Raw genomic sequence first — 19908 nt, 5'->3', positions numbered from 1 at the left:
CGCCGTTGCCCCGCATGCTGCGGCACATGACGATGAACGGAGAGAACATGCGTGTCAATGTCCTCATCGCACCGAGCGCGAACAGGGTGTACGGGTTGGAAGCTCCGCGTCTCGCTGCAGCCGAACTTGCGTTCGTCCTCAACGATGGTGCTCCCGGCGTGCTCACGGGCACGAGCGACGTGCGCGAGGCGGGCCTCGATTTCCTCGCCCTCGACATCGACGATGAAGCGTGGGAACGCCCCGAAGTCCAGCGCGAGCTCGCGTTCGCCCTCGCCTACAGCCCGCACGTGTTTGCGGCTTTCGAGGAGGTCGGGCGCATGCCCGCCCCAACGGCGGATCGCACGTACGTGGATGAAAGTCCGACGCTTCCCTTGCTCCAGCCGATTCCGCTTCCGGACGTTGAGCGCTACCCGAGTACCCTGCTCACGACTCTCAAGTATCAGGGGAAAACAAATGAGCAGTTCACGGCGCTTCTTGTGCACCTCGCGGCGCATGCCGCAGGCAAAGCGCAGGCGCTGCGCGAGGGAACGTTGCGCGTCCTCGATCCAGTCGCCGGCCGCGGAACCACGCTCAACCAGGCGCTCATGTGGGGACTGAGCCCCGTGGGCGTCGACCTCGACAAGAAGGACGCTGAACTCTACCGCGCGTTCCTCACAACGTGGATGCGCGAGAATCGACTCAAGCACACGACGTCGCACACGAAGCTCACTATCAATAAGAAGGCACTCGGGCGGCACTTTCATGCTGAGCTCGCCCGCTCGAAGAGCGATCAGCGCGCGGGGCGCAGCCAGAGCCTCGAGTTCTACACGGCGGATTCGACCGGACTCGATCACTTCCTCAAAGCCCGCAGCGTCGATGTGATCGTCGCCGACCTCCCTTACGGCGTGCAGCACGGTGCGAAGGTGGGCGCGCACCTCAGCCGCTCACCGCTTGATCTCTTGCGAAACGCCCTGCCTGCGTGGACTCGTGTTCTCGCCCGCGGCGGCTCCGTGGCGCTGGCCTACAATCGTCACACGACTCCCGCGGATGACGTGCGCGCTATCCTCGAAGAGCACGGGCTTACGAGCGTGGGGGAGGACAGCAACTTTAGGCACCGGGTCGATGCGTCGATCGACCGCGACATCGCGCTTGCGCGCAAGGCATAGCGCGTCGGAACTTCCGATTACTCAAGGAGAGACCCATGAACGACAATCCCCGCGTACGGCGCCTCGCCGATCAGATTAAAAAGATCGTGGCCCGCACGCTCGATGAAAAAGTCAAGGATCCGCGGCTCGGTTTCGTGACGGTCACCGATGTTCGCCTCACCGGCGATGGCCAGCACGCCTCGATTTTCTACACCGTTTATGGAAGCGACGAGGAGCGAGCCGGGACCGCTGCCGCTCTCAAGGCCGCGAAGGGCATGCTGCGGAGCGCTGTGGGGCGCGGCATCACCGCGCGCCTCACTCCGTCTCTCGAGTTCTTCGAGGACACGATCCCGGAAACATCGAAAACGATCGAGGATCTTCTCGTCGAAGCACACCACCGCGATAGCGAGCTTGAACGCGAACGTGCCGGCAAGCAGTTCGCGGGCGACGCCGATCCCTACCGCGTCCCCGGCGAGCATCTCGTGGACGACGACGAGGACGATGAGTAAAAAACGCGCGGGGGAGGGGCCTCACGGTTTCCTCCTCCTCGATAAGCCGGCGGGGCTGACGAGCCACGACGTTGTCGCACGCGTGCGCTACCACCTCAATACGCGCAAGGTCGGCCACGCGGGCACGCTTGACCCCGCCGCGACGGGCCTCCTCCTTCTCGGCGTAGGGCACGGCACAAAGCTGCTCACCTATGCCGTGGGACTCGATAAGACCTATGAAGCGACGATTCGACTCGGGCATGCGACCGTCACGGACGATGCGGAAGGTGAGCGGCTTGGCGACGTTGCCCCCGCGCATGAGCTGCGTGCGCTGAAGGAGGATCGTAGCAGGCTCGAGAGCGCCATCGGTGACCTTACGGGAGATATCGAGCAAGTCCCGAGCGCCGTGAGCGCAATCAAGGTGGGCGGCGTGCGCTCCTACGCCCGCGTGCGCGGGGGAGAGGAGGTCGAACTTGCCGCGCGCCCCATTCGCGTGGAGCGCTTCGAGATTCGTGATCTCCGCATGGCAGGAGACTTCCTCGACGTGGATTGCGTCGTGGACTGCAGCTCCGGCACCTACATCCGTGCGCTTGCACGCGACCTCGGCGCTGCCCTCGGAGTAGGCGGGCACCTCACCGCTTTACGGCGCACGCGCGTGGGCGACTTCACCGTGGACAACGCCCAGCGAATTCCCGAGCGCGATGCGCCGCGCGCGGCAGAGGACCCCTCGGGAGGATTGCACCTCACGCCGCTGGGCGAAGCGGCCCTGTCGTTTTTGCCTTTGCTGCCCGTGAGCGAGCGCGAAGCTGCGGCGCTCAGATATGGGCAATGGATTGAGGCTCCTCAAGCGTCGGAACCCGAAACCTACCCGGCGGCCGCGATCGTGCCGCCCACGGGTGAGCTCGTGGCAATCGTCGAACCGGCCCCCAAAAGAGGCCTCCTCAAGAGCGCGAGCGTTGTACCGCGCCTCTAAAGCGCGCAGGTTCCCCGCTGTCAGCGGTGCGAGACAACCTTCGTTCCGAGGCTTGCCCACTCGAACAGCCACTTGGCGTCCTTCACACGCATGTTCACGCAACCGTGCGAGCCGGAGTAGCCAAAGCTCGAGCGCCACGGTGCCGAGTGGAGTGCGTACCCCTTGTGGAAGAACTGGTTGTACTTGACGCCCTTCGTGCAGTAGTCGTATCGCGGCGTGCAGCCCATGTTCTGCACCTCGGTACGGTGCCAGATCTCGTACTCACCCGTGGGCGTTTCGGTGCCCTTGCCGCCATCCACGACGGAGACGGGGCCCCACACGGCCTTGTCGCCCACGTAGGCGGTCACGGTCTTGTTCGCGAGGTTGATATCGATCCACTTCTCGCCGTTGTGGGCCTCGGCGGGAGCGTAGGAGGGAAGCTCGCTGGGAACCTTTTCCGGGTCCACGGGCGCCTTCTCAACCTTCTTTTCCTTGACCTCGGCCTTCTCGACCTCGGTGATCATGGCGATATCGAGGTTCTCACCCGCGGAGAGCGCGTGGGTCAGCTTCTCGGTGATGTCCTTTTGATTCGTGACCTTGACGCCGTCCTTGCCGGGGGAGACCTCGGTGCGTGAGCCGTCCTCGGCGACTTCGACGATGCCGTCCTTCTTCGTCGTGGCAACCTTGTCGGCGATCTTCCCGACGTACGTGTCGACTTTTTCTTGATCGATGCTGATCTCGAAGTTGTCGCCCTTGTCGTTCGGGGTGATCGACACGAAACGTAGGCGGTCCTTGCGCTTGACCTCGAAGGTTTTGTTCTCGGGGCCCGTCACGACCAGGGAGCTCTTGAGCATGGTTTCGAGCTTGTCGAGCGTGGCCTGTGCGGCTTCGGTGTTGAGCTGTGGCTCGATGGTCGTGAACTCTTGCGTCACGGTGAAGTCTTTGAGCTCGGGCGCGTGTTTCTTCACGTCCTTGACGAAGTTGGCGGGATCGACGCCCTTGCCTGCCTTCGATTCAACGACGGAGAACTCCTTGGTCTCGTCGTCCTGGACGATTTGCGCATCGACGGGCTCGACTTCGTTGTCGGGAACGAGGGACTCGGCGTAAGCGCGGGCTTTCTCCTCGTCGACGGTGACAACGGGCGTGATGGAGTGCGTGCCGCTCAGGGCAGCGCTCACAACCGACGGGATGCTCGACTCACGTGAAAGGGCTTTCTCGACAGTCTTATCGACGTCGATGCGCCCACCGATCTCCTCGAGGGGAACGGTTGTGCGCTCGCCGTTGGCGTCGACGGTGACAGTGACGCCGGTGGTTTCTTTCTGGACGATTGTGCGAATTTGCTCGGTCGTTTTTCCAGCGACATCGACTCCGGCAATCGTGGTGCCGGGCAGGGCCTTGCCCTCAAATTGCTTTGCGTACGCGAACGAGCCGCCGGTCGCGACGAGTGCGATGACGACAGCCAAAGCCGTGAGAACGAGAAGTACTGTTCGACCGTGCTTCTTGGAAGCGGGAGTGTGTGTCACGGGGGTGGTTGACATGCGCTCGATCCTTCACACGTAGAGAGGGGACTACGTTCACTGTAGCGAATGCGCGCGACAGATTTAAGATGCAAGGAAGTATGCGAGGTGTGTCATGAGTGACGTTACCGACCCCGCCCGCGAAGCCTCCTCGCTGTTCATCGGTTAAGGTGGCATGTGTTCGATCCCCCCCCCACGAAAGCTTGCCGTGAACGAAGTGACCTCCTCGCGCGTGTGGCGCGACCCTCATGAGGTTCCGCGTGAACTCGCGCCGGGCGTGGTGACGATCGGGAACTTTGACGGCGTGCACCGTGGTCATCGTCGAGTCATCGACTCGCTCGTGTCGTACGCGAGTGCTCACGACCTTGCGCCGCGCGCCCTCACTTTCCATCCGCATCCCCGCCACGTCATGACCGGTAGCGAAGAGCCGATGCTGATCACGGGATACGACGATCGAAATGCCCTCGTGTGCGAAGCGGGTGTCGAAGACCTGCTCGATGTCCACTTCACGCTCGAGTTTGCGCAGCTGCGTGCTGAGGAGTTCGTGCGCGAGTACCTTGTTGACCTCCTTCGTGCGCGTGCCGTTGTGCTCGGGAAGGACTCGCGATTCGGACGCCGTAACGAAGGTGACTTTCACACGATGGTCGAACTCGGCGAGAAGTACGGCTTCCAGGTCGTGAGTGTCGAGGAGCTCGATGCGGATACCGAGGCGGAGTCGGGAGGGCGCGAGCGCATCTCCTCGACTCTCGTTCGGAAGAGTTTGCTTGCGGGTGATATGTCCGGTGCTGCGCGCATGCTCGGCCGGTGGCACTCGGTGCGCGATACGGTACGCCATGGTTTTAAGCGTGGGCGGGAACTGGGATTTCCCACGGCAAACTTCAGTGCCCACCCGAGTGGTGCCGTCCCGATCGACGGGGTGTACGCGGGCTACTTTTCGGTGCTTGACGGCGACCGATTCCTCGAGCGAGTTCCCGCGACCATTTCCGTGGGCACGAACCCGACGTTCGAAGAGGGCCCTGCTTACCGGATCGTGGAGACGTACGTGCTCGGCTCGCACGAGTACGAGCTCTACGATCGGCAAGCGAAAGTGGAGTTTGTGGAGCGGCTCAGGCCGACGCTTGCCTTCGATGGCATCGAGGCCCTGGTCGAGCAGATGCACCGCGATGTGGCCGTGACTCGCAGCACTCTTGCCGCCCATGGCGACCCGCGCGCCTAACGCTGCTGCTAGCCTTGGAAGGCCGTGCTTAATCGGCCACGGATTCTAAGTGCTCGGGAGAACAGGCCCCGGTGCGCCGTGCAACAAGGTGATAGGAGAGCCAGTGGCTTACGATTCCTCCGTCAAGCAGGAGATCATTAAGGAATACGGTCTGAGCGAGGGTGACACCGGCTCGCCCGAGGTGCAGATTGCGCTTCTGTCGCATCGCATCAACTACCTCACCGAGCACCTCAAGGATCACAAGCACGATCACCACACCCGTCGTGGGCTGCTTCTCCTCGTTGGTCGCCGCAAGCGCCTTCTGCAGTACCTGCAGTCGGTCGACATTGAGCGTTACCGTTCGCTGATTCAGCGTCTCGGTCTGCGCCGCTGACTTTATTCCGCCGCTCACCCGCCGGGTGGGCGGCGTTTTACCATCCATCGAGTTTTCCTTGCAACAATGATGAGAGGGGGATCGGTCCTCGGCAGTGACGTCTTCCGCGCAGGCGGGATACGCGACTGGCGATGGCCGGCCCCACGCAAAGAAAACTCTTGTTCACCACAGAAAGAGAGTGACAGTGACCATGGAAGGCCACAACATTCATTCAACGATCGCCACGATCGACAACGGCTCGTACGGCAAGCGCGAAGTGCGCTTTGAAACCGGCCGCCTCGCAAAGCAGGCCGCGGGTGCCGTCGCCGTCTACCTCGACGACGACACGATGGTGTTCAGCGCAACCGCTGTCTCCAATCAGCCGAAGGAGCAGTTCGACTTCTTCCCGCTGACTGTTGACGTCGAAGAGCGCATGTACGCCGCGGGCCGCATCCCCGGCTCCTTCTTCCGCCGCGAGGGCCGCCCGGGTACCGACGCGATCCTCGCAGCCCGCCTGACCGACCGCCCGCTGCGCCCCGCCTTCGTCAAGGGCCTGCGCAACGAGGTCCAGGTTGTTCTCACGGTTATGGCTGTGAACCCCGACGATGCCTATGACGTCGTTGGCATCAACGGCGCCTCGGCCTCGACCCAGATTTCGGGCCTGCCGTTCTCGGGCCCCATCGGTGGCGTGCGTATCGCGCTCATGCCGAATGCCGAGGGCGGCCAGTGGATCGCCTTCCCGACCTTCAGCCAGCTCGATGAGGCCGTGTTCTCGATGGTCGTCGCTGGACGCATCGTTGAAGATGACGTCGCGATCATGATGGTTGAGGCCGAAGCGACCGACAACGCCTGGTCGCTTATCAAGGAGCAGGGAGCGGTGGCGCCGACCGAAGAGGTCGTCGCCCAGGGCCTCGAAGCTGCCAAGGTTTACATCCGAACGCTGTGCGAGGCCCAGAAGGAGCTCGCCGCGAAGGCTGCGAAGCCCGTTCGTGAGTTCCCGCTCTTCCTCGACTACCAGGACGATGCGTACGATCTCGTCGCTGAAGCGGCGACCGATCGCCTCCGTGAGGTCATGAGCATCGCGGGCAAGCAGGAACGCGAAGAGGCCACCGAGACTCTGCTCGCGCAGGTCAAGGAGGAACTCGCCGACAAGCTCGACGAGCGCGAGAAGGAAATTACCGGAGCCTTCCGTGCGCTCACGAAGAAGGTCGTGCGCGAGAAGATCCTTACGGAGGGCGTGCGTATTGACGGCCGCGGCCTTCGCGACATCCGCCAGCTTTCGGCCGAGGTCGAGGTGCTGCCGCGAGTGCACGGTTCGGCTATCTTCGAGCGCGGCGAGACCCAGATTCTTGGCGTCACCACCCTCAACATGCTCAAGATGGAGCAGCAGATCGACGGCCTTTCGCCTGTCGATCACAAGCGCTACATCCACCACTACAACTTCCCGCCCTACTCGACCGGTGAGACGGGCCGCGTGGGCTCGCCCAAGCGCCGCGAAATCGGCCACGGCATGCTCGCCGAGCGCGCACTCGTGCCGGTTCTGCCGAGCCGTGAGGAGTTCCCGTACGCGATTCGACAGGTATCCGAGGCTCTCGGCTCAAACGGCTCGACCTCGATGGGCTCCGTGTGCGCTTCGACCCTCGCGCTCCTGAATGCCGGTGTGCCCCTCAAGGCGCCCGTTGCCGGTATCGCTATGGGCCTCGTTTCCGACACCGTGAACGGCGAGACGAAGTACGCGGCTCTCACCGACATCCTCGGTGCAGAGGACGCTTTCGGCGACATGGACTTTAAGGTCGCGGGAACCTCAGAGTTCGTGACGGCTATCCAGCTCGACACGAAGCTTGACGGCATCCCCGCTTCCGTCCTCGCAGGCGCCCTGTCGCAGGCTCGCGAAGCTCGCCTGCACATTCTCTCGGTTCTCGAAGAGGCCATCGATCAGCCCGATGAGATGAGCCCGAACGCCCCGCGCGTTCTCGCCGTCACCATCCCGGTGGACAAGATCGGTGCGGTCATCGGTCCGAAGGGGCAGATGATCAACCAGATTCAGGACGACACGGGCGCGGACATCACGATCGAGGACGACGGCACCGTGTACATCGGTGCGACCGACGGCCCCTCGGCTGAGGCTGCGCGTGCGGCCGTCAACGCGATTGCGAACCCGCTCGTTCCCGAGGTCGGCGAACGGTACCTCGGCACGGTTGTGCGTGTCGTCGACTTTGGCGCGTTCATCTCCCTCACCCCGGGCAAAGACGGCCTGCTGCACGTCTCGCAGTTGCGTAAGCTCAACGGCGGTAAGCGCGTGGAGAGCGTCGACGACGTCGTGAGCGTTGGCCAGAAGCTCGAGGTTGAGATCCGCGAGATCGACTCGCGCGGCAAGATCTCGCTCGCTGTGGCGGCTGACGAAGACGACGCTGAGAAGACGGACGAGTCCGAGCAGGGCGCCGAGTAGCCTTTCGCGCTCTCGCGCAAAGCACGACGAGAGTGGGCGGCCAGGAAATCCTGGCCGCCCACTCTATTGCTGGGGAGAGCTATTTAGCTATTCGCGATAACGACGGTCTTCGCGATCTTGTCGTGCCAGCCTTGCTGGCGACCCGAACTATCGAACAGGGGCGAGAGCCAGCACGCGAGCGCAGCGAGCCCACCCACGATCGGGATAAGCCCCATCACTCCGGGCAGGGCGAAACGCAGAAGTGCGTTGAGCAGCTGCGGATTTTCTCCCGTTTCGACGCTCACGACCTTGATCTTCATGACCATTTTGCCGAGGGTGGCACCGTAGAAAGTGAGCATGAGGGTTTCGTACGCGAGACCGATGATCGCGATCAAAAGGATGACAACAAACGACACACCAAATGTGAGGATAGAGCCAGTTTCGCTTCCCGAGGCGGCCGCGGCGAAAATGATAACGCCGAGGATGGCGCCGATGATGCCGCCGGCGGCGCCGGCGATCAAACCATCGATAATGCGAGCGAGAGCGCGTTGACCGACGCTCGCGAGAGTACGGGTACCCTTACCGGGGATCTCTATGCTTCCAGTGCCCGAACCGGATGACTGCTGGCCGAAGCTCTGCTGCCCCTGGTGGGGCTGGTTCGTGTGCGGATCCTGCGGCTGGAAACTTGGGGTGGGATTCGACATTCTGCTCCTCGGGAGACGGGCAACGATCGTGCGGCCGCGAGTGACCGCGCCTATAGAGTAATGCACACCACTAGGAGAAGGACCGCTTTTCACATGTCAATTTCGCTCGACCTTTCGGCAGGCCTCGATCAGGTTTTGCACGAGCAGGAGGGCGCATTCACGCGCCGCTCAATTCTTCCCGGGGGAGTGCGGCTCCTTACCGAACGTGACCCCGGTGTTCGCTCGGCAAGCGTCGGATTCTGGCTTCCGGTGGGCTCGCGCGATGAGAGACCTGAGCACGCCGGCTCGACTCACTTTCTCGAGCACCTGCTCTTTAAAGGAACGCCCACGAGAAGCGCCCTCGACATTGCCCGCGCCTTCGATGAAGTGGGAGGCGAATCGAATGCCGTGACCGCGAAGGAGCACACGTGCTATTACGCTCGTGTACGCTCAGTCGACTTGCCCATGGCCCTTGCGACCCTTGCGGACATGGTCACGAGCGCCTCGATCACGAGCGAAGCATTCACGACCGAACGCGAGGTCATTCTCGAGGAACTCGCGATGGCGGAGGACGACCCGACCGATGTGGGCCACGAGGCTCTCATCGCCTCCGTGCTCGGCGAGGAAACGGCCCTCGGGCGGCCCGTAGGGGGAACGCCCGCGACGATCAACGCCGTCACGGTCGAGGCGGTGCGGGAGCACTACCGCGCCCATTACTTGAGTACCAACCTCGTGGTGACGGCAGTCGGAGACGTCGACCACGACGAGGTCGCGACGATGCTTCTCGACAGTCTTGCAAAAGGCGGGTGGAGCCTCAGCGACGGGCAAGCGCCGCGCCCTCGCCGTGCCCAGCAGGGCTTTGCGTACCCGAGCGGCGAGGATGGCACAGATGGACTCGAGGCGCTGCGGCACGGAGCCGTCACGAAGCGTCTTATGCGCGAGACCGAACAGACCCACCTTTTCCTTGGCGGACCGGCGATCCCCGCGTGGGACGAACGGCGGCATTCTCTAAGTGTCGCGATGGCGATCCTCGGTGGTGGGATGAGTTCGAGGCTCTTCCAGGAGGTGCGTGAGAAGCGCGGCCTTGCTTATTCGGTGTACGGGTTTACAGCGGCGTATCGCGATGCCGGTCTTGCGGGGCTGTACGCCGCGTGCCGTCCCATGAATGCGGAAAAGGTCGCGCAGCTTTTGCTCGAGGAGACGCAGAGGCTCGCGACAGACGGGATCGAGCGAGAAGAGCTTGCGCGGACGCTCGGGCACATCTCGGGGTCGATGGCGCTCAGCCTCGAGGACACGCAGTCGCGCATGGCGCGGCTCGCAACGGCTGAGCTCGTTCTCGGTTCGTATCGAACGGTTGATGAAGCTCTCGAAGCCTTCCACGGCGTGACGCGCGAGAGCGTGCGCGAGATCGCCTCCGAGGTTGCTTCGGCGCTGAGAGTGCGCGTCGACGTCGGCCGTACCGGCGCCGCCTGACATACTTGATTCCGAATACACACACGAGGGGATGGTTATGAGCATTCGCGTTGGAGTCATTGGTTCAGCCGGGCGTATGGGAAGCGAGGTTGTCCGCGCTCTCGAGGCGGCCTCCGATCTCGACTTCGTGCGGGGAATCACGGCCGAGGACTCCCTCGAGCAGCTTCTCGACGACGATGGCGCGCCGCTCGTGGACGTGGCCGTCGACTTCACCCTTCCGAGCGTGACGAAAGCGAACGTGCTGTGGCTTATCGAGCACGGTATCCACGCGGTCGTGGGGGCGACCGGTTGGGATGATGCGGCGCTCGCCGACGTTCGCGCAGCCCTCGACGACACCCCCGAGACCGGGGTTCTCATTGCCCCGAACTTCGCGATCGGGGCGGTGCTCGCGATGAGCTTCGCGCGCACCGCCGCGCGGTTTTATGAGAGCGCAGAGGTGGTCGAACTTCACCATCCCGAAAAACTCGATGCGCCGTCCGGAACCGCGCTGCATACGGCCCGCGCGATCGCTGACGGCCGCGCACAGGCGAGCCTCGGGCCCGTCCCGGATGCGACCGAGCGCGACCCCCACGGCGCGCGAGGAGCCGACATCGACGGCGTTCACGTGCACGCCGTGCGTCTGCGCGGACTCGTGGCGCACGAGGAAATTCTCTTCGGCAACCCGGGAGAACAGCTCACTATCCGTCACGACTCATTCGATCGCGTGAGCTTCATGCCCGGGGTTCTCCACGGCGTGCGCGAGGTGGCCTCTCATCCCGGTCTCACGGTGGGGCTAGAGAACTACCTCTCGCTGTAAGCTAAGTGGCGTCGGAACTGATCGCCCACCTCTCGCACGCACCCGAGGAGGCTCTATGCCCGAGAACCCGCCCTCGCACGCCCTCGCGCGTGCCTTTGCGGCACTCGCGCCCGAACGGCCTCTTGCACTGTGGGGTTCGAGTTCGATGGAAGGCGGTCTCGGTGCCGAGCACACGCCTCGACCGGTATACGTCCACGAGGAAGTTGCGAATGCAATGAACCCCGTCCCGGTCACGAACCTCGCGTACGGGGCACAGTTTTCGGGGCACACGACGATTCTTCGTGGACTCGACACGCCCATGGTGCATATCCCCGAGGGGTACACGGGTGGGCGAGTGAATGTGCGCGTGGACACGGATGTTCCCGGCATGTGGTCGTTCACGTGTCACGGGGAGCTGTCGAGCGGGGCGAGCGGCACGCTTACGGGAACGCCGGAAAACCAATGGTTCTTTGAGTCCGACGGCGGCCCTGCGACATCGGGTGTCTTCACATCGTCGTGGAAAGCCACCACCGAGAATTGGCGGCACGTGATCTGGACGGGGAAGAACAACATCGTGCAGCGTGAGCAGGTGCTGAGCGACGTCGAGAGGCTCGTCGCATCCGCGCGTGATCCGAAGACGGATGCCATCGTTCTCGGGCAGTGGGTCACGAAAAACGATCTCGATGCTCTCGAGAAAATTAGGGCCATTCACGCGGTCAACGCCGCCCAACGCGAGGTTTACGGGCACCGCTTCGTGGATGTGCAAGCCCTCCTGACGAGCGAGGAGGCGCTGCGCGCCGAACCAATCGCGTCGCTTGATTTGCACTCGCGAGCAGAAACACGTTCCGAACTCGAGAAGGGGATCGTACCGACCCCGCTCAGGGGTAGCGACGGTATCCATTTGAGCGGTTGGGGCAATCTCCTCGTCTCGTGGGTTCTCATCGAGAAAATGAAGGAGCTCGCGTGGATGGCATGAGGGCGGTGAATTCGGAAGCGGCAGGCCTCGTGACGACGCGGCGGGCGTTGCTGGCCTCGCTCTTGGGGATAGCCGGGATCGCCGCGCTCAAGCTACGGCCCGCGACCGCGACGAAGCCGGGCATGCAGGTCGTTGCTGATCCCGCGGAGCGCTACGCCGACGCGATCGAGTGGCTCGTGAAACACGATCTGTTCGATCCAGCCCGCGAGGGAACGTTTCTTCCGAGCGCCGATGTGACGCGTGAGGACGCCGCGATCATGCTGTACCGTCTCGCTGGTGCCCCCGAGCGTGACGGTCTCGACCTCGAACCGTATCGCGACATTGAGAAGACGGCTCGCAGCTATCGCGAAATCATGTGGATGCGCGGCCAAGCGGTATTCTTCGGCGAGTACGACGCGACCTTTCAGCCGACGCAGCCCGTGACGCGAGCGGAGGGGTGTTCGTTCCTCGCGCGGCTGCTTCGCGGCGTACTTGCGGCGCACCTCGCGGCGGGAGGCTCCGCTGTTGCGCCCGAGATCGCGAGCTTTCGCGACGTCTCCAAGGAGCACCCGCGCTTTGCGGATATCGAGTGGGCCCGTGCAGTGGGACTGCTCGGGCGCGACCTCACGGTCGATGAAGCCGAGAGCTCGGGCGAGCGACAGGCCGACGCTTCCACCCCTCTCGTGGATGCCGAACTTCGGCCAGACGCTACTCTCGTGAGGGGCGAGTTCGCGCGGTTGCTTCAACGCGCGAACGCCCTATTCGACGACGCCCACTAGACGGGCGCCCCACCCTCGACTAAGGAGTGACACGTGGCAGACATGGCGGCGACGCTCGACGGGTGCGCGAAGGGAACAGCTCTCGCGCGTGCGAAGGCGATCCTTCTCGATTCCGATGGGACCCTCGTCGACTCAACTCGAAGTGTCGAGGCGAGCTGGGACACCCTCCTCGGTGACGAGGGTGCGGGGCGGTTTGAAAAGCACTATCACGGGCAACCGGCCAGGCGAGTATTGCGCCTCGCGATGCCCGACATCAGCGAGGAGAGGCTCGAGGAGCTTTTCACCAAAGTCGAAGGATACGAAATTGCGAGCGCGGGCGATGTCGAGGCGTTCGACGGGACCGCGCGTTTCCTCGGCGAACTCGAAGAGGCAAAGGCTGCGCTTTCGCGCGAATGCTGGGCGATAGCGACGAGCTGCACGCTTCCACTCTTCGAGGCGCGCTACCGGCCCCTTGGGCTCCCGTACCCCACGACCCTCGTGACCGCCGATCAGGTCACGCATGGCAAGCCGGATCCCGAGCCCTACCTCCTCGCGGCACAGAGACTCGGGGTCGATGCGGCGGAGTGCATCGTCGTCGAAGATGCGCCGGGCGGCCTCGCCTCAGCTCGTGCTGCGGGGGCGTTCGTCGTGAGTGTTCTCAACAGTGCGAGTGCGGAGACCGTCGGCCCCCTTGCCGATCTCGTGATTCCTTCGCTCGCGGATGTCTCGATCGAGGCCTGCGAAGGGGAGCTCGTGCTTCGTGCGCGGTGAGCGCCACGCGGCGATTTTCGGTTTTTGAACTGCTTGGTCAACTAGGGTGATACATATGAGCGAAATAGTGTTCCGATCTGACGTCACGGTCGACCTTGTGAGGTCACAGGCTTCCGATTCCGATGTCATCTTTGCCGCGCGGGTCTCGACCCAGGGGGAAAAGTCCAAGAGCGTCGTGGGCACTGATGCCTCCGATCGCGACAAGGGCCTCATCAACTACCTCATGCGCGACCGCCACGGCTCGCCGTTCGAGCACAACAGCTTCACGTTTTACGTCGAAGCGCCGATCTTCGTGTTCCGCGAGTTCATGCGCCACCGGATCGCGTCCTATAACGAAGAATCGGGCCGCTACCGCCAAATGCGCCCGATTTTCTACGTGCCCGGTCCCGAGCGCAAGCTCGTCCAGAAGGGCAAACCCGGCGCCTATGACTTTTACGAGGGCAGCCCCGAGCAGCACGAGATCGTGACGAAGGCGTACAAGGCGCAGTGCGAGAGCGCGTATGCCGCTTATCTCGAGATGCTCGAGGCCGGCGTTGCACGCGAGGTCGCGCGCGGTGTTCTGCCCCTCACGCTGTTCAGTTCGATGTACGTGACCGTCAATGCCCGCAGCATGATGAACTTCCTGTCGCTGCGCACCAAGCGTGAAGGCTCGCACTTCCCGTCGTTCCCGCAGCGCGAGATCGAGATGGTCGCCGAAAAGATCGAAGAGTTCTTCACCGAGGCGATGCCCCTCACCTACGAGGCGTTCAACGCGGGCGGCCGGGTGGCGCCGTGAGTCAAGAAGCACCGGTATTTGGACGTCTCGGCGTCGCTATCGTCACGCCCTTCACTGAGGATCTCGAGAAGGTCGATCACGAGGCTCTCGCCGGCCTCGCGCGCCATCTCGTCGACGAAGGCCACGATCTCATCGTCGCGAACGGCACCACGGGCGAATCGCCCACCACGAGCGATGAGGAAAAGCTCGCGATTCTCGCGACCGTGCGCGAGGCAGTTGGCGCGGATGTCACCCTCCTCGCGGGGGCGGGCACGAACGATACGCGTCACTCTGTCGAGCTTGCACGCGCGATCGAAGAGGGCGGCAATGCCGACGGCCTCCTTCTCGCCACCCCGTACTACTCCAAGCCCACGCAGCGCGGCCTGATCGCGCACACGCTCGAGATCGTCAACGCCGTCGACCTGCCGGCGATGCTCTACGACATTCCCGGTCGCTCAGGCATCCCTATCGAATACGAGAGCGCCGTCGAACTGTCCCAGCACCCGAACATCGTTGCCCTCAAGGAAGCCAAGGGGGACATGCACGAGGCCTCGAAGCTCATCCGTGACACGGGCCTCGATATCTACTCCGGTGAAGACGCGCTCAACCTGCCGTGGCTCGCGATCGGCGCCGTTGGTACGGTTTCGGTCACGAGTCACCTTACGGGGCGGCTCGACCGTCTTATGTTTGACGCCCTCGAACAGCGCGACCTCGCGCTCGCGCAAAGGCTCCACGCATCGCGCATCGACTTTGTTGACGCGATCATGAACCAGGGCCCAGGAACGATGGCGATCAAAGAAGCCCTTACACACCTCGGCGTGCTTCCGCACGCTGGCTGCCGCGCCCCGCTCGGAACGGTCGAGCCGGAGGTCGCGGCGCGCATCCACGCCGCCGTAGACGCCTACCAGAGCGTCCTCGCGCAGCACACCAGCTGAAGAATTTAGGACACTGTGACTACACCCTTTTCCACGACACTCGGGACCCCGCCACAACTGAAGAACAAGACACTACGGGTGACCCCGCTCGGCGGTCTCGGCGAGGTCGGCCGAAACATGACCGTCTTCGAGTATGAGGGCCGGCTTCTCATCGTCGATTGCGGCGTTCTCTTCCCCGAAGAGGCCCAGCCGGGCGTCGACCTAATCCTCCCGGACTTCCGCTCGATCGAGGATCGCCTTGATGACGTTGCCGCGATCGTGCTCACGCACGGCCACGAAGACCACATCGGTGCAGTTCCCTACCTTCTGCGCCTCAAGCCGGACATCCCGCTCGTCGGTAGCCAGCTGACCCTCGCCTTTGTCGAGGCGAAGCTCCGTGAGCATCGGCTCAAGCCGTACACGCTCGCCGTGAAGGAAGGGGATGTCGAGAAGTTTGGCGCGTTCGAGTGCGAATTCATCGCCGTGAATCACTCGATTCCCGATGCGCTCGCGGTCGCGATCCGTACCGAGGCTGGCACGGTTCTCCACACGGGCGACTTCAAAATGGACCAGCTCCCGCTCGATGGTCGCCTGACGGACCTTCGTGCCTTCGCGCGCCTTGGTGAAGAGGGCGTGGATCTCTTCCTCGTCGACTCGACAAACGCCGAGGTTCCCGGCTTCACCGTCAAGGAGCGCGAGATCGGTCCCGTGCTCGATAATCTTTTTGCGCGCGCGCAGCAGAAGATCGTTGTCGCGAGCTTTTCGAGCCACGTCCACCGCGTTCAGCAGGTGCTCGACTCGGCGCACGCGCACGGACGCAAGGTGGCGTTCGTGGGGCGCTCGATGGTGCGTAACATGACCATCGCTGCCGACATGGGCTACCTCAATGTTCCCCCGAACACGCTCGTGGACCTCAAGAAGGCCGACGACATTCCGGATCACAAGATCGTGTACATGTGCACGGGCAGCCAGGGCGAGCCGATGGCCGCGCTCGGGCGTATCGCGAACCGCAACCACCGCGTCGAAGTCGGCGAGGGGGACATCGTGATTCTTGCGTCCTCGCTCATCCCGGGCAATGAGAACGACGTGTTTCGCGTGATGAATGGCCTCATGGAACTCGGGGCCGAGGTCGTGCACCAGGCGAACGCGCGCGTGCACGTCTCGGGGCACGCGAGCGAGGGCGAGTTGCTGTACTGCTACAACATTCTGCGCCCGAAGAACGTGATGCCCGTGCACGGCGAGGTGCGCCACCTCATCGCGAACGGGAAGATCGCGCAGTCCTCAGGTATCCCTCGCGAGAACATCGTGCTCGCGAAGGACGGCACGGTCGTCGACCTCAAAGACGGCGTCGCACGCGTCGCCGGCGAGGTCGAAGTTGGCTACGTGTATGTGGACGGTTCGAGTGTGGGCGAGGTAAGCGAGGCCGATCTCAAGGACCGCCGTATCCTCGCGGAAGAGGGCTTCATTTCCCTGTTCGCCGTGGTCAATAGTGAAACCGGCGAGCTCATTGCCGGGCCAGAGATCCACTCGCGAGGCATCGCCGAGGATGACGAGGTGTTTGAGCGCATCAAGCCCGACGTCATCAAGGCGCTGCACAAGGCGATCGAGGACGAGAAGGGGCACGACACGTATCAGCTTCAGCAGGCGATGCGCCGCGTGGTGGGGCGTTTCCTCTCTCAGCGCCTTCGCCGCCGCCCGATGATCATCCCGGTTGTCGTCGAGGCTTAGCGACGCGGATTTTTGCAGATGCCGCTGCGAGGTCAGCCCCCTGTGTGATTCACACGCCGGGGCTGACCTCGTGACGTTCGTACCCTTAGGCGGGTAGATTGTGGAGTATGGCGACACGTACGACTTCCCCCGCACGTGCGTCGAAAGGAACCTCCCGAGGCTCGTCCTCGGGCTCGTCGCGCACGAAAGGTGCGCCCACGGATCCCTCGACGCTTCCCCTCCCGGTGCGCGCTTTGCGCGTCGGGTACCTCGGCGTTGCCCGCGCGGTTGGCGGCTTCGTTCGCGGCATCGGCATTCAGCGCTGGGAGGTCGCCTACGAAGAGCGGCGCGATGGCTTCGCTCTTTTCTTGAGCATTCTCGCGCTCATTCTCATCGTTCCCGAATGGTTCCAGGTGCGCGAATGGGGCTTTGGCGCGATTCATACGGTCGCTGCGAGCTCGTTCGGCGTGATCGCCGTGCTGCTTCCCCTCCTTCTAGGGCTGTGGTCGCTTCGGATGTTCCGCAGGCCCGATCTCGTTCACGCGAACGGACGCCTTTTCGCGGGACTACTCATGCTTGTGTGTGCGCTCTGTACGGTCGCATCCGTGAGCGCGCGTATTCCCACGCCGTCCAATGGTGTTGACGCCCTCGCGCGCGGTGGCGGCGTGTGCGGCTATCTCGTCGCGGCGCCCCTCGCGAATGTCCTGCCTGACTGGGTGATCGTCACTCTCGGAGTCGTCCTCGCCCTGTTCTCCGTTCTCGTGCTCACTGCTACGCCGCTCGGCCAAGTAGGGTCGCGTCTCGCGGGGGTCTACGGGGCTCTCGTGGGCAGGGGAGAGCGTGAAGAAGCGGAGCGCGAGGCCTTCGGCTTGGGCCGACGCCAGCAGGCTCTCCACGCTGCCGAGGGCAACGCCGAGGGCAGCCCAACGAAGACTCGGCGCATGAGCGATCTGTTCCGCCGCAAAAATCGCCGGTCGTCAAGCGACACCGAGAACCTCGAGGCCGGCGTCGATCACGAAGCCTTCGGCTACGAAGGCGATGGCGCGTATCGCCAGGGCGCCGAGAGTGAGCAGGCCGAGACGACGACGCTTCCGCGCTCGCAGAAGAAACCGCTCGTGAAAAAGGCAGATGCCGCCAGTGCACTCGCATCCGGCGCGAAAAGCTCTGACCCCTACGATTACCTCGAAGCGGAAAACAGCAGGAAGAAGGAGTTTCCGACGGCTGCCAGCCAAACGTCGGACCTGGAAAACGCCCCCACCGTGCCGGTGCCGAGCGTGAGCGCTGCGGAGCAGACCCGCGAGCTGACCCCGCCCAAGGGCGAAGGTGTCAAGGGGCCGCACGTGCAGCCCGAACTCCAGGTTGAGACCGCCTACCCGCTCCCGAGCCCCGACATGCTCGTGGCCGGCCCGCCCGCGAAAGCTCGCTCCGAAGCGAACGATCGCGTTGTCGCGGCACTCGGCGAAGTGTTCGAGCAGTTTGGCGTGAACGCCGAGGTCGTGGGCTTTTCCCGCGGCCCGACCGTGACGCGCTACGAGGTTGAGCTCGGCCCCGGCACGAAGGTCGAGAAGGTCACGGCGCTGTCCAACAACATCGCGTACGCGGTCGCGAGCGCCGATGTGCGCATCATTTCGCCGATCCCCGGCAAGAAGGCGATCGGTATCGAGATTCCGAACGCGGACCGCGAAACTGTTGCGCTCGGGGATGTCCTTCGTAGTGGTGTCGCGACCGCCAACGAACACCCCATGGTGATGGGGCTCGGGAAGGATGTCGAAGGCGGATTCGTGATTGCGAATCTCGCGAAGATGCCCCACTTGCTTGTTGCGGGCGCGACCGGCGCCGGTAAGTCGAGCTTTGTGAACTCGATGATCACCTCAATCCTCATGCGTGCAACGCCGGAGGAAGTGCGCATGGTGCTCGTTGATCCAAAGCGCGTTGAGCTGACGATCTACGAGGGGATCCCGCATCTCATTACCCCCATCATCACGAACCCCAAGAAGGCTGCGGAGGCGCTCGAGTGGGTTGTGAAGGAGATGGACCACCGCTACGACGATCTCGCCGAGTACGGCTTCAAGCACATCGACGACTTCAATAAGGCCGTGCGCGCGGGCCAGGTGAGCCCCCCGCCGGGAAGTGAGCGAGTGCTCGCGCCCTACCCGTACCTCCTCGTGGTCGTTGACGAGCTTGCCGACCTCATGATGGTCGCCCCGCGAGACGTCGAGGCATCGATCCAGCGCATCACCCAGCTTGCGCGCGCTGCCGGCATTCATCTCGTGCTCGCAACCCAGCGACCCTCCGTCGACGTCGTCACGGGCATCATCAAAGCGAATGTTCCCTCCCGCCTCGCGTTCGCGACGAGCTCCCTCCAGGATTCGCGCGTCATCCTCGATACTCCCGGCGCGGAGAAGCTCATCGGCCAGGGCGACGCGCTTTTTCACCCCATGGGCAAGGCGAAGGCTATGCGTGTGCAGGGCTCGTGGGTCAACGAGTCCGAGATTCACGCAGTCGTCGACTACGTGAAGGGGCAGGCGAAGCCGCAGTACCGCGAGGACGTGCAGCAGGTCGCCAAGAAGAAACAGATCGACGATGACATCGGCGGCGATCTCGACGTGCTGCTTCAGGCGGCCGAACTCGTCGTCACCACGCAGTTCGGCTCCACCTCGATGCTTCAGCGCAAGCTCCGCGTGGGCTTCGCCAAGGCGGGGCGCCTCATGGACCTTCTCGAGTCACGCGAGATCGTCGGGCCGAGCGAGGGCTCGAAAGCTCGCGATGTGCTCGTGCGTCCCGAGGATCTCCCGCGCGCGATCGCGCGTATCAAGGGAGAGGACACGGACCTGTATGAGGACTCGCAGGACGCTTCCCACGCAGGTTCCGGTTCCGGGGCGGGGGAGTCTGACGCCTCCTCGGCCCAAGATCGCTACTCGGATGATCCGTTGGACCACTCCTCGCGTGAGGTGAGTCCCGAGTATTACGACAACGACGATGCCGACGGCGAAGACGCCTGGCAGCTCACGGGCCGCTAACGCGCGAAAGACGCCGCTAAA

General features: G+C 63.6%; 17 protein-coding genes. 15 read left to right on the top strand and 2 right to left on the bottom strand.

Annotation, left to right across the window (positions count from 1 at the left end; translation table 11 throughout):
- Positions 1-26 precede the first annotated feature (26 nt).
- Genes HMPREF1484_RS00425 through truB form a run of 3 tightly spaced genes read left to right on the top strand, consistent with a single transcriptional unit; the run spans position 27 to position 2585 of the window.
- Entirely contained in the window at positions 27-1145 is a 1119-nt protein-coding gene (locus tag HMPREF1484_RS00425) for a TRM11 family methyltransferase (RefSeq protein WP_172620165.1), read from the top strand.
- Positions 1146-1180: 35 nt separating this feature from the next.
- Positions 1181-1633: a 30S ribosome-binding factor RbfA gene (gene rbfA / locus HMPREF1484_RS00420; RefSeq protein ID WP_016663033.1), complete on the top strand. Its 453-nt coding sequence runs from the start codon at positions 1181-1183 to the stop codon at positions 1631-1633.
- The gene (truB, locus tag HMPREF1484_RS00415; protein ID WP_016663032.1) at positions 1626-2585 is read left to right on the top strand and encodes a tRNA pseudouridine(55) synthase TruB; all 960 of its coding nucleotides are present in this window, start codon (positions 1626-1628) and stop codon (positions 2583-2585) included. The genes rbfA and truB overlap by 8 nt, the downstream gene beginning before the upstream one ends.
- 20 nt (positions 2586-2605) lie before the next feature.
- Here truB and HMPREF1484_RS00410 read toward each other — a convergent pair whose 3' ends face one another.
- On the bottom strand, positions 2606-4102 hold the full coding sequence (locus HMPREF1484_RS00410; protein WP_016663031.1) for a L,D-transpeptidase family protein: 1497 nt from the start codon (positions 4100-4102) through the stop codon (positions 2606-2608).
- Positions 4103-4289: 187 nt separating this feature from the next.
- On the opposite strand from HMPREF1484_RS00410, the gene HMPREF1484_RS00405 reads away from it, so the two are divergent.
- The 3 genes from HMPREF1484_RS00405 (at position 4290) to HMPREF1484_RS00395 (ending at position 8098) form a co-directional block, all read left to right on the top strand.
- Positions 4290-5297, top strand: coding sequence for a bifunctional riboflavin kinase/FAD synthetase (locus HMPREF1484_RS00405; RefSeq protein WP_232049671.1), 1008 nt, complete (start codon positions 4290-4292; stop codon positions 5295-5297).
- Between the two features lie 103 nt (positions 5298-5400).
- On the top strand, positions 5401-5670 hold the full coding sequence (gene rpsO / locus HMPREF1484_RS00400; protein ID WP_016663029.1) for a 30S ribosomal protein S15: 270 nt from the start codon (positions 5401-5403) through the stop codon (positions 5668-5670).
- A gap of 190 nt (positions 5671-5860) precedes the next feature.
- Positions 5861-8098, top strand: a complete 2238-nt coding sequence (locus tag HMPREF1484_RS00395; RefSeq protein WP_016663028.1) for a polyribonucleotide nucleotidyltransferase — start codon at positions 5861-5863, stop codon at positions 8096-8098.
- An 83-nt stretch (positions 8099-8181) separates the two neighbouring features.
- Here HMPREF1484_RS00395 and HMPREF1484_RS00390 read toward each other — a convergent pair whose 3' ends face one another.
- Positions 8182-8781, bottom strand: coding sequence for an RDD family protein (locus HMPREF1484_RS00390; protein ID WP_016663027.1), 600 nt, complete (start codon positions 8779-8781; stop codon positions 8182-8184).
- Between the two features lie 93 nt (positions 8782-8874).
- Here HMPREF1484_RS00390 and HMPREF1484_RS00385 point away from each other — a divergent pair, with 93 nt between their 5' ends.
- The 9 genes from HMPREF1484_RS00385 to HMPREF1484_RS00345 all read left to right on the top strand — a co-directional run bounded on the left by HMPREF1484_RS00385 (position 8875) and on the right by HMPREF1484_RS00345 (position 19887).
- A complete protein-coding gene (locus HMPREF1484_RS00385; protein ID WP_016663026.1) occupies positions 8875-10233 on the top strand; it encodes a pitrilysin family protein in 1359 nt (452 codons plus the stop codon).
- A gap of 31 nt (positions 10234-10264) precedes the next feature.
- The gene (dapB, locus tag HMPREF1484_RS00380) at positions 10265-11029 is read left to right on the top strand and encodes a 4-hydroxy-tetrahydrodipicolinate reductase (protein ID WP_034370222.1); all 765 of its coding nucleotides are present in this window, start codon (positions 10265-10267) and stop codon (positions 11027-11029) included.
- Positions 11030-11084: 55 nt separating this feature from the next.
- The gene (locus tag HMPREF1484_RS00375) at positions 11085-11984 is read left to right on the top strand and encodes an SGNH/GDSL hydrolase family protein (protein ID WP_016663024.1); all 900 of its coding nucleotides are present in this window, start codon (positions 11085-11087) and stop codon (positions 11982-11984) included.
- Positions 11981-12742: an S-layer homology domain-containing protein gene (locus HMPREF1484_RS00370; RefSeq protein ID WP_232049713.1), complete on the top strand. Its 762-nt coding sequence runs from the start codon at positions 11981-11983 to the stop codon at positions 12740-12742. The genes HMPREF1484_RS00375 and HMPREF1484_RS00370 overlap by 4 nt, the downstream gene beginning before the upstream one ends.
- Before the next feature lie 42 nt (positions 12743-12784).
- Positions 12785-13492 (top strand): HAD family phosphatase, encoded by a 708-nt coding sequence (locus HMPREF1484_RS00365; protein ID WP_051120672.1) that lies wholly within the window; start codon positions 12785-12787, stop codon positions 13490-13492.
- A 55-nt stretch (positions 13493-13547) separates the two neighbouring features.
- Entirely contained in the window at positions 13548-14267 is a 720-nt protein-coding gene (thyX, locus tag HMPREF1484_RS00360; protein WP_016663021.1) for an FAD-dependent thymidylate synthase, read from the top strand.
- A complete protein-coding gene (dapA, locus tag HMPREF1484_RS00355; RefSeq protein ID WP_016663020.1) occupies positions 14264-15181 on the top strand; it encodes a 4-hydroxy-tetrahydrodipicolinate synthase in 918 nt (305 codons plus the stop codon). Before thyX ends, dapA begins: the two co-directional genes overlap by 4 nt.
- 15 nt (positions 15182-15196) lie before the next feature.
- Positions 15197-16888, top strand: coding sequence for a ribonuclease J (locus tag HMPREF1484_RS00350; protein WP_016663019.1), 1692 nt, complete (start codon positions 15197-15199; stop codon positions 16886-16888).
- Between the two features lie 107 nt (positions 16889-16995).
- On the top strand, positions 16996-19887 hold the full coding sequence (locus HMPREF1484_RS00345; protein ID WP_016663018.1) for a DNA translocase FtsK: 2892 nt from the start codon (positions 16996-16998) through the stop codon (positions 19885-19887).
- The last annotated feature ends 21 nt before the right edge of the window (positions 19888-19908 follow it).

The organism is Dermabacter sp. HFH0086, assembly GCF_000413375.1.
Lineage (GTDB): Bacteria > Actinomycetota > Actinomycetes > Actinomycetales > Dermabacteraceae > Dermabacter > Dermabacter hominis.
Note: the sequence above shows the minus strand (reverse complement) of the source record. Positions and strands in the feature narration are given on the sequence as shown.

Coding starts and splice junctions, on each gene's coding strand:
- HMPREF1484_RS00390 (WP_016663027.1), bottom strand. CDS start 8,781: ATGTCGAATCCCACCCCAAGTTTCCAGCCGCAGGATCCGCACACGAAC.
- thyX (WP_016663021.1), top strand. CDS start 13,548: ATGAGCGAAATAGTGTTCCGATCTGACGTCACGGTCGACCTTGTGAGG.
- HMPREF1484_RS00370 (WP_232049713.1), top strand. CDS start 11,981: ATGAGGGCGGTGAATTCGGAAGCGGCAGGCCTCGTGACGACGCGGCGG.
- HMPREF1484_RS00410 (WP_016663031.1), bottom strand. CDS start 4,102: ATGTCAACCACCCCCGTGACACACACTCCCGCTTCCAAGAAGCACGGT.
- HMPREF1484_RS00395 (WP_016663028.1), top strand. CDS start 5,861: ATGGAAGGCCACAACATTCATTCAACGATCGCCACGATCGACAACGGC.
- dapB (WP_034370222.1), top strand. CDS start 10,265: ATGGTTATGAGCATTCGCGTTGGAGTCATTGGTTCAGCCGGGCGTATG.
- HMPREF1484_RS00425 (WP_172620165.1), top strand. CDS start 27: ATGACGATGAACGGAGAGAACATGCGTGTCAATGTCCTCATCGCACCG.
- HMPREF1484_RS00375 (WP_016663024.1), top strand. CDS start 11,085: ATGCCCGAGAACCCGCCCTCGCACGCCCTCGCGCGTGCCTTTGCGGCA.
- rbfA (WP_016663033.1), top strand. CDS start 1,181: ATGAACGACAATCCCCGCGTACGGCGCCTCGCCGATCAGATTAAAAAG.
- HMPREF1484_RS00365 (WP_051120672.1), top strand. CDS start 12,785: ATGGCGGCGACGCTCGACGGGTGCGCGAAGGGAACAGCTCTCGCGCGT.
- truB (WP_016663032.1), top strand. CDS start 1,626: ATGAGTAAAAAACGCGCGGGGGAGGGGCCTCACGGTTTCCTCCTCCTC.
- HMPREF1484_RS00385 (WP_016663026.1), top strand. CDS start 8,875: ATGTCAATTTCGCTCGACCTTTCGGCAGGCCTCGATCAGGTTTTGCAC.
- HMPREF1484_RS00345 (WP_016663018.1), top strand. CDS start 16,996: ATGGCGACACGTACGACTTCCCCCGCACGTGCGTCGAAAGGAACCTCC.